At 54.6% G+C, this 13,853-nt stretch carries 16 protein-coding genes; 7 read left to right on the top strand and 9 right to left on the bottom strand.

Translation table 11 applies throughout. The features are described 5' to 3' along the window. Positions 1-7 precede the first annotated feature (7 nt). The 7 genes from ACMHLI_RS17480 (at position 8) to ACMHLI_RS17510 (ending at position 7,811) form a co-directional block, all read left to right on the top strand. A complete protein-coding gene (locus ACMHLI_RS17480; protein WP_413530552.1) occupies positions 8-784 on the top strand; it encodes a DUF4311 domain-containing protein in 777 nt (258 codons plus the stop codon). 12 nt (positions 785-796) lie between these two features. Then, the gene (locus ACMHLI_RS17485; RefSeq protein ID WP_413530553.1) at positions 797-1,444 is read left to right on the top strand and encodes a DUF4310 family protein; all 648 of its coding nucleotides are present in this window, start codon (positions 797-799) and stop codon (positions 1,442-1,444) included. Between the two features lie 84 nt (positions 1,445-1,528). Next, positions 1,529-2,659 (top strand): amidohydrolase/deacetylase family metallohydrolase, encoded by a 1,131-nt coding sequence (locus ACMHLI_RS17490; protein WP_413530554.1) that lies wholly within the window; start codon positions 1,529-1,531, stop codon positions 2,657-2,659. Then, positions 2,649-3,776 carry a DgaE family pyridoxal phosphate-dependent ammonia lyase gene (locus ACMHLI_RS17495; RefSeq protein ID WP_413530555.1) on the top strand — a complete coding sequence of 376 codons (1,128 nt, stop codon included), beginning with the start codon at positions 2,649-2,651 and terminating at the stop codon, positions 3,774-3,776. The genes ACMHLI_RS17490 and ACMHLI_RS17495 overlap by 11 nt, the downstream gene beginning before the upstream one ends. Further along, positions 3,773-4,513, top strand: a complete 741-nt coding sequence (gene dagF, locus ACMHLI_RS17500) for a 2-dehydro-3-deoxy-phosphogluconate aldolase (protein WP_413530556.1) — start codon at positions 3,773-3,775, stop codon at positions 4,511-4,513. Before ACMHLI_RS17495 ends, dagF begins: the two co-directional genes overlap by 4 nt. 115 nt (positions 4,514-4,628) lie before the next feature. Further along, entirely contained in the window at positions 4,629-5,819 is a 1,191-nt protein-coding gene (locus ACMHLI_RS17505; RefSeq protein WP_413530557.1) for a lactonase family protein, read from the top strand. Between the two features lie 72 nt (positions 5,820-5,891). Then, positions 5,892-7,811 carry a BglG family transcription antiterminator gene (locus ACMHLI_RS17510; RefSeq protein WP_413530558.1) on the top strand — a complete coding sequence of 640 codons (1,920 nt, stop codon included), beginning with the start codon at positions 5,892-5,894 and terminating at the stop codon, positions 7,809-7,811. Positions 7,812-7,836: 25 nt separating this feature from the next. Here ACMHLI_RS17510 and npr read toward each other — a convergent pair whose 3' ends face one another. The 9 genes from npr to kdsC all read right to left on the bottom strand — a co-directional run bounded on the left by npr (position 7,837) and on the right by kdsC (position 13,853). Then, positions 7,837-8,109 carry a PTS phosphocarrier protein NPr gene (npr, locus tag ACMHLI_RS17515; protein ID WP_413530559.1) on the bottom strand — a complete coding sequence of 91 codons (273 nt, stop codon included), beginning with the start codon at positions 8,107-8,109 and terminating at the stop codon, positions 7,837-7,839. Further along, positions 8,106-8,960, bottom strand: coding sequence for an RNase adapter RapZ (rapZ, locus tag ACMHLI_RS17520; RefSeq protein WP_112169185.1), 855 nt, complete (start codon positions 8,958-8,960; stop codon positions 8,106-8,108). The genes npr and rapZ overlap by 4 nt, the downstream gene beginning before the upstream one ends. Before the next feature lie 67 nt (positions 8,961-9,027). Continuing rightward, a complete protein-coding gene (ptsN, locus tag ACMHLI_RS17525; protein WP_112169343.1) occupies positions 9,028-9,498 on the bottom strand; it encodes a PTS IIA-like nitrogen regulatory protein PtsN in 471 nt (156 codons plus the stop codon). A gap of 109 nt (positions 9,499-9,607) precedes the next feature. After that, positions 9,608-9,895, bottom strand: a complete 288-nt coding sequence (gene hpf / locus ACMHLI_RS17530; RefSeq protein ID WP_112169187.1) for a ribosome hibernation promoting factor — start codon at positions 9,893-9,895, stop codon at positions 9,608-9,610. 23 nt (positions 9,896-9,918) lie between these two features. Beyond that, positions 9,919-11,352: an RNA polymerase factor sigma-54 gene (rpoN, locus tag ACMHLI_RS17535; protein ID WP_213051482.1), complete on the bottom strand. Its 1,434-nt coding sequence runs from the start codon at positions 11,350-11,352 to the stop codon at positions 9,919-9,921. Between the two features lie 101 nt (positions 11,353-11,453). Next, positions 11,454-12,179: an LPS export ABC transporter ATP-binding protein gene (gene lptB, locus ACMHLI_RS17540; RefSeq protein ID WP_413530560.1), complete on the bottom strand. Its 726-nt coding sequence runs from the start codon at positions 12,177-12,179 to the stop codon at positions 11,454-11,456. 6 nt (positions 12,180-12,185) lie between these two features. Continuing rightward, positions 12,186-12,743 carry a lipopolysaccharide ABC transporter substrate-binding protein LptA gene (lptA, locus tag ACMHLI_RS17545; RefSeq protein WP_413530561.1) on the bottom strand — a complete coding sequence of 186 codons (558 nt, stop codon included), beginning with the start codon at positions 12,741-12,743 and terminating at the stop codon, positions 12,186-12,188. Continuing rightward, a complete protein-coding gene (lptC, locus tag ACMHLI_RS17550) occupies positions 12,721-13,290 on the bottom strand; it encodes an LPS export ABC transporter periplasmic protein LptC (protein WP_112169195.1) in 570 nt (189 codons plus the stop codon). Before lptC ends, lptA begins: the two co-directional genes overlap by 23 nt. Further along, positions 13,287-13,853: a 3-deoxy-manno-octulosonate-8-phosphatase KdsC gene (gene kdsC / locus ACMHLI_RS17555; protein ID WP_213051481.1), complete on the bottom strand. Its 567-nt coding sequence runs from the start codon at positions 13,851-13,853 to the stop codon at positions 13,287-13,289. The genes lptC and kdsC overlap by 4 nt, the downstream gene beginning before the upstream one ends.

Here is a 13,853-nt window from a genome sequence, read left to right on the forward strand (position 1 = left end):
TATACTGATGTTTTTAATTATTTTATTTAAGTCGCTTATTATCGGCGGACTGGTTGGGGTGGGCGTAGGTGCGGGTGCCGCACGTATGTTCCACGCGCCGACCGTGCAAGGAATGGGGGCTTTTCGTACTCTTGGGGAATTAAATTCCTGTGAAGGCGATCCGGCTTCGCATTTCTCATTCGGTCTGGGCTTCTTCTTTAATGCCTGGGCATCTTCCGTGGCGGCGGGGTCTTTCACACAGGACGTCGACCACCGCATCATCCCTCACTGGGCGACCGCGGCACTGATGTTTAAAAACCGCAACGTCGCAGAAACCATGCATGACCCGCGCAAAATGGCGATTGCGGGCGGCATCATCGGCATGATTGTCGTGGCATTCCTTAACACCACGGCCTCGGCGGTTCCTGCTGCACTGCAGGTCACGGCGATCAAAGTGCTGGTGCCTGCCGCAAACATGCTGGTGAACACCGTCATGCCGGTGATTTTCTGGCTGGCTGCGATTGATGCAGGGCGTCGTTCGGGTTTCTGGGCCACCATTTTTGGCGGTCTGGCGCAGATGATCATGGGCAACGCCGTACCGGGTCTGGTGCTGGGTATCCTGATTGGTAAAGGGGTCGAAGAAAGCGGCTGGAACCACGTCACCAAAGTGATGATGGCGGCGATTATCGCGCTGTTCGTCCTCAGCGGCTTCTTCCGTGGTTTCGACGTCAAATTGTTGCAGTCATTCATGCTGGACGTTCCGACATGGCTGAACGGCATCCACAACTCCATCAGCGGCAAGTAAGAGGAAATGACAATGGAAGAACAAGCCAAACGTGGTTTCTGGTACGCCGAATGGTCGTTCCCGATCTTTGTCGGATTACTGTCCTCCGGCGTCTTCGCCGGGACGCACATGTATTACCTGTATGGCATCGGGGCGTTTAACGAAGTGGCGTTTGTGTCGATGCTGCGTTCAGGCATGGATACCGGCGTGTATGGCGCAGTGGCGGCCTTCGGTGCCAGCTTCCTGTTCGCCCGCATCATCGAAGGCTCCCTGGTCGGGATTCTAGATATCGGTGGCGCTATCCAGACCGGTATCGGCCTTGGCGTTCCGGCGATGCTGCTGGGCGCGGGGATCATCTTCCCGGTGGCGAACTTTGCTGCTTCGCTGGTGACCGGCCTGATCCTCGGTTTAGCCGTGGGTTACATCATCATTCTGGCGCGCAAATTCACCATCAATCAGAGCAACTCGACCTACGGGGCGGACGTGATGATGGGCGCGGGTAATGCCTCCGGCCGCTTCCTCGGGCCGTTGATTATCCTGTCCGCGATGGCCGCGTCGATTCCTATCGGTCTGGGCTCGTTGCTGGGCGCGTTAGGTTTTTATCTGTGGCAAAAGCCGATCACCGGCGGTGCCATTCTCGGTGCGATGGTGCTGGGCGCGTTTTTCCCGGTTTCCCTGTAGGAACGGCAGTAAAACGCAGTAACCGGGCGTCAGGACGCGCTTCTGAGGCCCGGTCTTACGCAGAAGAGAGACGGAGAAGAGAGAATGTATGATCTGATCATCCGACAGGCAAAAAGCACAGACGGCAGCCTGATGGACATCGCCATCCGCGACGGCAAAATCGCCGCCCTTGACGTCCCGGCGGACGCATCCGCCCGCCACGTTCTCGATCTGCACGGCAAGGTTTACGCCAGCGCGGGCTGGATCGACTCCCACGTTCACTGTTACCCCAAATCACCGATTTATCATGATGACGCTGATCTGATCGGCGTCGCCAGCGGCGTGACTACCGTGGCCGATGCCGGAAGTACCGGCGCGAATGATGTCGATGATTTCTATCAGATCACCCGCGCGGCGAAAACTAACGTCTACGCGTTTTTGAATATCGCCCGCACTGGCATTGTCACGCAGAACGAACTGGCCGATATGGCGCAGATCGACAAAGCGGCGGTGCGTACGGCTATCGAAAAAAATCCTGGTTTTATCATCGGTATTAAAGCCCGCATGAGCAGCAGCGTGGTCGGTAAGAACGGCATTCAGCCGCTGATTCGCGCTAAAGAAATTCAGCAGGAAAATGATGATTTACCGCTGATGGTTCATATCGGCAATAACCCGCCGAATCTCGACGAAATCGCTGATTTACTCACTTCCGGCGACATCATCACCCATTGCTATAACGGCAAGCCGAACCGCATTTTGTCGCCGGAAGGCGTACTGCGCGATTCAGTGAAACGCGCGCTGAGCCGCGGCGTGCGGCTGGATGTCGGCCACGGCTCCGCGAGCTTCAGTTTTGAGGTGGCGGAACTGGCCATTAAGCAGGGCATTTTGCCGCACACCATCAGCTCCGATATTTACTGCCGCAACCGCATCAGCGGACCGGTTCACAGCCTGGCGACGGTGATGTCCAAATTCTTTAGCGTCGGCATGACGTTGCCGCAGGTGATCGATTGCGTCACCTCGCACGCCGCCGATGCGTTACGCCTGCGCACCAAAGGGCGTCTGGAAGTGGGAGCTGACGCCGATCTGACCCTGTTTGAGCTGCGCCACGCGCCGCAGGTGTTTGTCGATTCTGAAGGTCAGTCCGTGAAGGGCGAAAGTTTGCTGGTGCCTCTGGCCGCCGTGGTCGCGGGCATCACCCTGTTAACCGAAGAAGGGAAATCTGCTCATGTCTTCTGAACAATCGTTATATGAAAAGTACAATTTAAAACAGGTCATCAATGCTTCCGGGCGGATGACCCTTCTCGGCGTCTCAACGCCGCGCGAAGAAGTGGCTGCCGTGGTGAATACCGGCCTGAACCATTTCTTCGAGATGAAAGATCTGGTGAATAAAACCGGTGCGTACATCGCCAGACTGCTGAATGTCGAAAGCGCAGTCGTGGTGTCCTGCGCCTCCGCCGGGATCGCCCAGTCGGTCGCGGCGGTGATCGTGAAAGATAACGCGTGGCTGCTGGAAAACCTGCACGCCGCGCCGCTCGACGTGCCGCACGACATCGTGCTGCCGAAAGGTCATAACGTGAATTTCGGTGCACCGGTCGCCACGATGGTGACGATGGGCGGCGGGAAAGTCGTCGAAGCCGGTTACGCCAACGAATGTTCGGCGGCACAGCTGGCGGCCTGCATCACGCCGCGCACTGCGGCCATCATGTACATCAAATCGCATCACAGCGTGCAGAAAAGCATTCTCTCCGTGGAAGAAGCGGCGGCGGTGGCGCGGGAATATAACCTGCCGCTGATCGTCGATGCGGCCGCAGAAGAAGACCTGACCTGTTACTACGAAATGGGCGCAGATCTGGTGATTTACAGCGGTGCGAAAGCCATCGAAGGGCCGACCAGCGGTCTGGTGCTGGGTAAAAAACAGTACGTCGAATGGGTGAAGCTGCAATCCGGCGGCATTGGTCGCGCGATGAAAGTCGGCAAAGAGGGCATTCTCGGCCTGACGCAGGCGATTGAAAGCTACATCACATTGCCGAAAACCAGTGGCCAGGAAATGGTCGATAAGATGACGCCATTTATCGCCAGCCTGAATGAAATCCACGGCGTCACCGGCCGTGTGGTCTGGGACAGCGCCGGGCGCGACATCGCCCGTACGGAAATCACCTTTGACGAAGCGGTGCTGGGCTGGAAAACCAAAGCCATTGTGGAAGCGATGAAAACCGGCGATATCGCTATTTATTTCCGAGGCTACCGCGCTAACGAAGGCAAGATCGAAGTGGACGTGCGCAGCGTGACGCCGCCACAGCTCGCCATCGTCGCCGACCGTTTCAAACAACTTTTCAGTGGAGAGAAAGCATGAAGCTGACCCCAAACTTCTACCGTGACCGCGTCTGCCTGAACGTGCTGGCGGGCTCGAAAGACAATGCCCGCGAGATTTATGACGCGGCAGAAGGTCATGTACTGGTTGGCGTGCTTTCCAAAAATTATGCCGATGTGGCAAGCGCCGTGGCGGACATGAAGGAGTATGCCGCGCTGATTGAAAACGCGTTATCCGTCGGCCTCGGCGCGGGCGATCCGCGTCAGTCTCTGATGGTCAGCCAGATATCAGCGCAGGTGCAGCCGCAACACGTCAATCAGGTCTTTACCGGCGTCGGCACCAGCCGTGCGCTGCTCGGCCAGAGCGACAGCGTGGTCAACGGTCTGATTTCGCCTACCGGCAAAGTGGGCCTGGTGAAGATCAACACCGGGCCACTGAGCTCAAAGGCCAGCGATGCGATTGTGCCGGTGGAAACCGCCATTGCGCTGCTCAGGGACATGGGCGGCAGCTCGGTGAAATATTTCCCGATGGGCGGCCTGAAAACCCGGGAGGAATTCGCAGCCGTCGCGCGCGCCTGTGCGGAACAGGATTTCTGGCTGGAGCCGACGGGCGGTATCGACCTGGAGAACTTCGAGGCGATTATGGAAATCGCACTGGCGGCGGGTGTCACGAAAATCATTCCGCACATTTACAGCTCAATCATCGACAGCGCGACCGGTAACACCCGCCCGGAAGATGTGAAAACCCTGCTGGCCAGCGTTAAAAAGCTGGTGGGCTAAAGATTCTGACCTTTCCTGCGCGGTGAGCCGTCTGCGCGGTTAAATACTCTGCGTTCTCCCGGTCACGGGGGCGCAGAGTCTCTCGTTTGTCTGACAACCCCGTTTGAGGAAATGTATGAGAAACTGGTTTCTGATTTCAGGTTTAACCTCCGCGATGCTGGCCGTATCCGCCATGCCGCTCTACGCAGCCGAAAAAACCATGACGCCACACTTTGCTTATGTCGGCACCTACAACCCGAACGGGGAAGGTGTTTACCGCTTTAAATTTGATCCTAAAACCGGGGCGCTGAGCGAGAAAACGCTCGCCAGCCAGCTGCCTAATCAGGCGCAGATGGTGCTCAGCCACGATGGCAAAACGCTGTTCGTCGGCAGCGAAATCGATAATTACAACGGCGGGAAACACGGCGCCATTGCCGCGTACCGCATCGCGCCGCAAGACGGCAGCCTGACGCTGATTAATCAGGTAGATTCCGCAGGCGCGGGGCCGGTGTATCTGTCGCTGACGCCAAAAGGCGATCATCTGCTGGTCGCCAACTACATCAGCGGCATCGTGGCAGTATTCCCGGTGGCGGCTGACGGCAAACTCAGCGACGCCAGCAACAGTCAGCAAGAGTCCGGCCCGGCGGGCGCAGGCAAACCCGCGGCCGCTACCGAAGGCAGTTTTGCAATAAGCGATCACAACGGGCCGCACGCACATATGATCGCCACCGATCCTTCCGGCAAATTCGCGTTCTCCACCGATCTCGGTCTGGACAGGATCTATCAGTGGAAGTTCAACGCTGAAACCGGCGTACTCGAAGCCAACGAGCCGCCGTTCATCAAGGCCTCGTCCGAAGGAGCCGGGCCGCGCCACTTCGTGTTCCATCCCAACGGAAAAGTGGTTTTCCTGATCAACGAAGAAGCCTCGACGCTGACCAGTTATCGCTTTGACGTCACTAAAGGCACGCTGACTGAACTGCACAGCCTGTCTTCGTTGCCTGCCGGTTTCAAAGGCACCAACTTTGCGGCGGGCATTGTGCTGAGTAAGGACGGTAAGCATCTGTACGTGGCCAACCGTCTGCACAACAGCATCGCGCAGGTCTCGGTGACCGGCGAGGGCGCAATGAAATGGAGCGATGAAACCTGGACGCGTGGTGATTACCCGCGCACGCTGACCTTGTCACCGGACGGCAAATATATTTACGCAATGAATCAACGAAGCGATAACATCACTACATTCAAGGTATCGTCTGACAGCGGCAAACTGACCTTCGTCGACAGCTACGTGGCGGTCGGCAGTCCGTCGCAGATGGTTATCGCGCCCTGACTGACACAACCTGAGAACCAAACCCCATTCGTTTAAGCGGATGGGGTATAGCGGCAACAATATGGAACAACAATGGTGAGATTTCCCAATCAACGGCTGGCGCAACTTTTTGATGCGTTACAGACCGAAACCCTGCCTCAGGATGAGCTGGCCAGGCGTCTGGAGGTGTCAACGCGCACCGTGCGTGCGGACATCACATCACTCAATGAAATCATTGCCGGTTATGGCGCGACCTTTGTTCACAGCCGTGGCAGCGGTTATCAGCTGCGCATCGACGATCAGGCGCTGTTCTCCTCGTTGCAGCAATCGGCACAGCCTAAACCGAACCCGACGCCGCGCACCGCCGCAGAGCGGGTAAAGACGTTGCTGATCCGCTTTTTGACCTCAGCTTTTTCACTGAAGCTGGAAGATCTGGCCGATGAATGGTTTGTCAGCCGGGGAACCCTGCAAAATGATATGGCTGAGGTGAGGGAGCATCTGGCGCGTTACCACCTGAATATTGAAACCAAACCGCGTTACGGTATGAAGCTGTTCGGCGCAGAACTGGCGATCCGTGCCTGTCTCACTGACCTGCTGTTTCAGCTCGATGCCGAAGAGCAGGCCAATCCGCTGCTGAAAGCCGAGAGTCTGGAGCCGGAAGCGCTGGTGCCGCTGACACGGTTTATGCATCAGCTGCTGACACAGTCGGCTATTCAGCTGACCGATGCGGGCGAGCAGTATCTGATCCTCTACTGCGCGGTGGCGATCAAACGCATCGCCGGCGGTTATCCGCTGACGGATTTCGATGCGGAAGAGGGCGATCCGGCGGTGAAGCAGGTCTCCCTGCGGCTGGCGGAGGAGCTAAAAAGTCTGGTGGGCAAGGAGATCCCGGCCTCCGAAGAGGCCTACCTGCGGGTGAATATCGCCGCGCGGCGCGTGCAGAATATTTTGCCGACCGACATTAACGCCGACGATGATGAATCGCTGGTCGATTACATTCTTTCGTATATCAATGCGCACTATAACTATGATTTGCAGGGCGATAAGCAGCTGCGTGCGGATCTGCTCACGCATATCAAGACCATGATTACGCGGGTGAAATATCAGATCAATATTCCTAATCCGCTGCTGAGCAACATCAAACAGCATTATCCGATGGCGTATGACGTCACGCTGGCGGCGGTCTCCAGCTGGGGTAAATACACGCCGTATACGCTCAGCGAAAACGAGATCGGTTTTCTGGTGCTGCACATCGGCGTCGGACTGGAGCGGCATTACGACATTGGCTATCAGCGTCATCCGCAGGTGATGATGGTGTGCGATACCGGCAATTCCACCATCCGTATGATTCAGGCGCAGATCAGCCGAAAGTATCCGCAGCTGGTGATGAAGCAAATCGTATCTTTGCGCGATTACGAGAAGCTGGAGCACATTGACGAAGATTTTATTATCTCGAATGCGCGCATCAGCGAGAAGAATAAGCCGGTGGTTGTACTTTCACCGTTCCCGACGGAATACCAGATGGAACAGCTCGGCAAGCTGGTGCTGGTGGATCGCACCCGGCCTTATATGCTGGAAAAATTCTTCGACGAAAAACACTTCATGATCATCAACGAACCGATGACGCAGGCGGAACTGTTCCGGCATGTGTGTTCGCAGCTGGAAGAAGAAGGGTATGTCGATCAGGCATTTTACCCGTCGGTGGTAGAGCGTGAGGAAATTGTCTCGACCATGCTGGGTGAGGGCATTGCATTGCCACATTCGTTAGGTTTGCTGGCGAAGAAAACCGTGGTGATCACTTTGCTTTCTCCGCAGGGTATTGCCTGGGGCGAAGGGGAAACGGCGCATGTGATTTTCCTGCTGGCGATCAGCAAGGCGGATTACGAAGAGGCAATGGCGATTTACGATTTATTCGTGACGTTTGTGCGGGAGCGTTCGATGAGCCGTTTGCTGAGCAGTGAGAATTTTGAGAGCTTTAAGGCTATTGCGATCGACTGTTTAAGCCGCATTTAATACGGCTTAAACAGTGGGTTAATTCTCAGTCTTCATCGAATCCGGAATTAATCAGATTCACTACGGCGCTCAGTGCTTCAACCTCATCGGGGCCGGTGGCTTCGATTTCGATTTGCTGGCCTTTAGGGGAGTCGAGCATCAGCAGGGCGATCACGCTGCTGGCTTCCGCTTCAATGCCTGTGCCGTTGCGCAGCATCACTTCTGATTCAAAACTCTGCACCAGTTCAAACAACTTCATCGCCGGACGGGCGTGCATCCCTAACCGGTTTTTGATTTCTACCGTTTGTTTCACCGTCATGATTTGCGTTTTTCCAGCGTGCGATGGCGGGACTGAACATTCTTCCCACGGGAACGGAAATAGTCGGCCAGTTCTTCCGCGATATACACCGAACGGTGTTTACCGCCAGTACAACCAATGGCGACGGTCAGATAGCTGCGGTTGTTGGTTTCCAGCGCGGGCAACCATTGTTCGAGATAGCTGCGGGTCTGGTAGATAAAATTGTGCACTTCGGTATGACGGTCAAGAAACGCCGCGACAGGCTTATCAAGCCCGGTCATCGGGCGCAGTTTCGGATCCCAATGCGGGTTTGGCAGGAAACGTACGTCGAAGACGTAATCGGCATCAATCGGCAGGCCGTGTTTGAAACCAAAGGATTCGAAGACCATCGTCAGTTCGCGTTCACGTTTGCCCAAAAGGCGGGTGCGCAGCATTTCTGCCAGCTCGTGAACCGACATTTCGGAAGTGTCGATGATCAGATCGGCGGCGGAACGCAACGGTTCGAGCAGATCGGCTTCTTCATCGATGGCACTTTCGAGGGACAGATTTTTGCTGGAAAGCGGGTGCAGACGACGGGTGTCGCTGTAACGGCGGATCAGGGTATTGCGGTCAGCGTCGAGGAACAGCAACTGCGGCGAGAAACTCTCAGGCAGTTGTGACATCGCATACTCATAAACTTCCGGTGTTTCAGGCATGTTGCGCACATCAATGCTGACGGCGGCAGACGTATTGCGTTCGACAAGCGTCTGGGCAAGCTGCGGCAGTAACACCACCGGCAGATTATCCACACAGTAAAATCCCATGTCTTCTAATGCCCTTAGGGCAACCGACTTCCCGGAACCGGAACGGCCGCTGACAATCATCAGCACCATGGTGTCACTCCCCTGGCATTCAGTGTTCAGAATTCACTTTCCCGGCGCGCTGCCGGGAATCTTAAAATTATTCGTTTTCAGTCATTATCTTGAACAGTTCTTCGTCGCTTTGCGCTCCGCGCAGACGGCGACACACTGTTTTATCTGCCAATTTCTTGGCCACTAAAGACAAGGTGTGTAAGTGGGTTTTACATTGATCTGCAGGAACCAGCAAGGCAAAAAGCAGATCCACTGGCTGATTGTCGATAGCGTCAAACGCGATCGGTTGTTCGAGCTGAATAAACACGCCCACGGCGCGTAACGTATCTTCTTCCAGCTTGCCGTGCGGGATGGCGATCCCGGCACCGATCCCGGTGCTGCCCATACGCTCACGGGTCAAAATGGCGTCAAAAATCACCTGTGGCGACAAATTCAGTTGTTTGGCCGCCAGCTCGCTGATGATTTCCAGCGCACGTTTTTTGCTGGCGCAATGAACGCCGCTTTTGGTGCATTCGGCATTGAGCACCGACGTTAATTGCATTGCTATATCGTTGATCATGTCATCTTCACTTTTGCGCTGATTCACCCTTAAAGCTATATCGGCTCGTTCCCCGAAGGTCACAAGCCGATGCCCGAAGGTGTGTAGCACAGGGTTGGCTACATGAATGTCAGTGCTGTTTCAGTTTGTCTTTATGTTTGTTCAGCTGACGGGCCAGTTTATCAACCAGTCCGTCAATCGCTGCGTACATATCCTGATGTTCCGAGGTGGCATGCAACTCGCCTCCGTTCACATGCAGTGTCGCTTCCGCGACTTTTTGCACTTTTTCAACGCTTAACACCACATACACCTGATTAATCCTGTCGAAATACTGTTCTAACTTCGCCAGTTTCAACGAGATGAATTCTCTCAGGGGATCGGTGATCTCAATGTGATGTCCGGTAATGTTGAGCTGCATAATGTCTTCCTTCTCTGTTGAGGTCAAACTAACTGTTTACGCTGGTTTGAGGGCGGGATGGACAAAGACTCTCGGTATTTTGCAACGGTACGGCGTGCAACCATGATGCCCTGATCGGAAAGCAGGGTTGCTAACTTACTGTCGCTGAGCGGTTTTACAGGATTCTCCGCGGCTATCAATTTCTTCACCAGCGCCCGGATTGCGGTGGACGATGCCTCGCCGCCGCTGTCAGTACTGACATGGCTGGAGAAGAAATACTTCAGTTCGAAAATGCCGCGCGGGCTGTGCAGGAACTTCTGCGTTGTCACGCGCGAAATCGTCGACTCGTGCATTTCAACGGCGCTGGCGATATCGGCCAGCACCATTGGTTTCATGTATTCATCACCCATCTCAAAGAACGCCTGCTGCTGTTCGACAATGCAGCGCGTCACTTTCAGGAGCGTGTCATTACGGCTTTCAAGACTTTTGATCAGCCACTTGGCTTCCTGCAGATTGCTGCGGATAAACTGCCCGTCGCTGTCGCTGCGGGTGGAATTGCCCATCGCGGCGTACTGCTGGTTGATTTTCAGTCGCGGAATGCTGTCTGAGTTCAGTTCGACGGACCAGACGCCCGACACTTTGCGTACCAATACATCCGGGATCACGTATTCTGACTCGCCGGTATTGATCGACTGCCCCGGTCGCGGATCAAGAGACTGGATCAGGAGCATCGCTCCTTTCAGTGTATCTTCTTTTAGACGGGTTGATCGCATAAGTGCGCGGAAATCATGGTTCGCCAGCAGATCCAGATGCTCGCTGATGATAAGTCTGGCTTCTGTGATGAAAGGCGTTTCCGGGACGTACTGAGAAAGCTGAATCAGCAGGCAGTCGCGTAGATCGCGCGCCGCCACACCCACCGGGTCAAAACGCTGAACGCGCTTTAAAACAGCTTCGACTTCATCCATGGTGACGTTTTCATCACCAATACTTTCGAGGATGTCGTCGAGAGAAATTGTCAGATAACCAGTGTCATCCACGGCGTCGACAATGGAGGTTGCGATAGCGGCGTCGGTGTCGGAAAACGGCGTCAGCTCGACCTGCCACATCAGGTAATCCTGCAATGTTTGGGTAGTTTCACCCTGATACACCGGCAGTTCGTCGTCGCTGTAATCATTGCCGGTACCGGACGGGGTGCCTGCGGTGTAAATCTCATCCCAGGTGGCATCCAGCGGCAGCTCTTCGGGCATGTCTTTCTGCTCGAGGGCTTCGCGGGTATCCAGACCTTCACTGTCAGGGGTTTCGACCGCATCGATTTCATCGTGCAGGTCAGTTTGTTCCAGCAGAGGGTTGCTCTCCAGCGCGAGTTGGATCTCCTGTTGGAGCTCAAGCGTGGACAATTGCAACAGACGGATCGCCTGTTGTAATTGAGGAGTCATGGCCAGTTGTTGGCTGAATCTGAGTTGCAAACCTTGCTTCATATCTTGGCTTTATATCCGTGGCTGATTTGAGACGGTATAGCTTCGGTCAGAAACGGCCTGTTTACGTTAACGCGCAACAGGCTCGGTTCAGGCGGCGCAGATCACAGACGGAATTCTTCACCGAGATAAACACGTTTCACTTGTTCATCAGCAAGAATGTCGGCCGGAGAGCCGTGGGCGATAAGTTTGCCCTGACTGACGATATAGGCACGTTCACATACGTCCAGCGTTTCACGGACGTTGTGGTCAGTGATCAGTACGCCGAGGCCGCTGTCACGCAAATGCTCAATGATTTTTTTGATATCAATGACGGAAATCGGGTCAACACCGGCGAAGGGTTCATCCAGCAGAATAAACTTAGGATTTGCCGCCAGCGCGCGGGCAATTTCCACACGACGGCGTTCACCACCGGACAGTGACTGACCGAGGTTATCGCGCAAATGGGAAATATGGAACTCTTCCATCAGCTCATTAGCGCGATCGTTTCGCTGGTCTTTATTCAGGTCGTCACGGATCTGCAATACCGCCATCAGGTTATCAAACACGCTGAGGCGACGGAAAATGGACGCCTCCTGAGGCAGGTAACCAATGCCGCGACGTGCGCGGGTGTGCAATGGCAGAAGGCTGATGTCTTCGTCGTCAACGATAATGCGGCCCGCATCACGCTGCACGATACCGACCACCATGTAGAACGTGGTGGTTTTACCGGCACCGTTAGGGCCGAGTAATCCGACGATTTCGCCCGAATTAACGGTCAGGCTGACATCTTCAACGACCTTACGGCCTTTGTATGCCTTCGCCAGATTTTCTGCGATTAATTTTGCCATAAATTATCAGTTACTCTTTTTGGTCTGGCCGCCGGCTGCTGCCGGGGTCTTTTCCTGCAACTGCGTCGGAACCAGAACGGTCGTGACACGGTTGCCTTTATCACTGAAGGCTTCCATCTGCTGCTTTTGCACCAGATAGGTAATGCGATCGCCTTTCACGTTGCTGTCGAGCTGTTCTAAGTACGCGTTGCCGGTGAGGGTCACCAGATCGGTTTCCACTTCATAACGGACTTTCTGCGCGTGGCCTTTGATAGGTTTGCCGTTGTCCTGCAACTGGTAGAAAGTCACCGGGTTGCCGTAGCCTTCAACCACTTCTTTACCGGATACGCCTTGCGGGCGGATCACGACCACTTTATCGGCTTTGACCTGAATCGAACCCTGATTCACCACCACGTTGCCGGTAAAGGTCGCTGTGTTGGTATTCACATCCAGCGCCTGATTGGCGGAATCAATGGTGATCGGTTTCGTCGTGTCATCTTTTAACGCGAATGCTGGAATACTGACGGCCAGCAAGGAGCCTGTGATCAGAAGATTACGGATTTTATTTTTTACTTTGAATTTCATAAGAGGTCGTTACCTTTTCGATCAGCTCTGCTGTTTTATCACGCAGATTACCACGCATTTTCATGCCGTTAGATGTAAAACCTGTACCGTAAAGCGTCACTTCATCGTCTGAGGCAACGTCTTGTGTCGTCAGGTTAACCCGTGCATTGTCCGTTTTGATTCTTTGCAGCTGTGATGTTTCCGGCGTCAGACTATCTGCCTGCACATGCCCATAAAGATAGAGCATTTTATCCTGAGTCATCTTGGCTTTATCAGAACGCAGTACCCAGGTTGGAACTTTATTCTTGTCATACATAGTCGCCACCGGGTTGGTAAACCAGGTTACCTGATCGGTGGTGTAGTATTTGACCTGATCGGAGACCAGTTTGTACGTCAGGCTGCCCAGCGGGTCATACACCATGGTGACCGTGTGGGAGCTTTGATAGGTCGGATCCTGATCGTTAACCGCCTGCGGCGCGTCATCGGAGTTATCAGACAGCGACCAGCCAATCAGCACCAGAACAATGGCTGTCAGAACCAGAATGATCCAAAGTCTTGTTTTATTCATATCGACAGCCCTTTGGCGTCCTCCAGCTTGCCCTGCGCCAGCAGAATCAAATCACATAATTCGCGAACTGCGCCACGGCCACCGGCAATGCGGGTGACGTAATGCGCCTTTGGCAGCAGGATAGGATGTGCGTCCTGAACCGCGACGGACAAACCCACTTCGGCCATTACCGGCCAGTCAATCAGGTCATCACCGATGTAAGCGACTTCCTCTGCCCGAAGCGACAGTGTATCTAACAGTTCGCGGAAGGCCAAAAGCTTATCTGATTGACCTTGATACAAGTGACGGATCCCAAGTGTTTTGGCGCGATCTTCCAATAATTTCGCATTGCGGCCTGTAATAATGGCGACCTCAATGTCAGAAGTCAGCAGGCAACGGATGCCATAACCGTCGCGAACGTTAAAACTTTTCAGCTCTTCTCCCTGATTTCCCATGTAGATCAGGCCATCAGACATGACGCCGTCCACATCGCAAATCAGCAGGCGAACCGCTTTTGCCCGTTCAAGCACGTCGGTGCTGACCGGACCGTAGCAGGTATCCACCAGGGCTGTGCTAATACTCAT

The organism is Rahnella inusitata (genome assembly GCF_965118895.1).
Taxonomy (GTDB): Bacteria; Pseudomonadota; Gammaproteobacteria; order Enterobacterales; family Enterobacteriaceae; genus Rahnella; species Rahnella inusitata_A.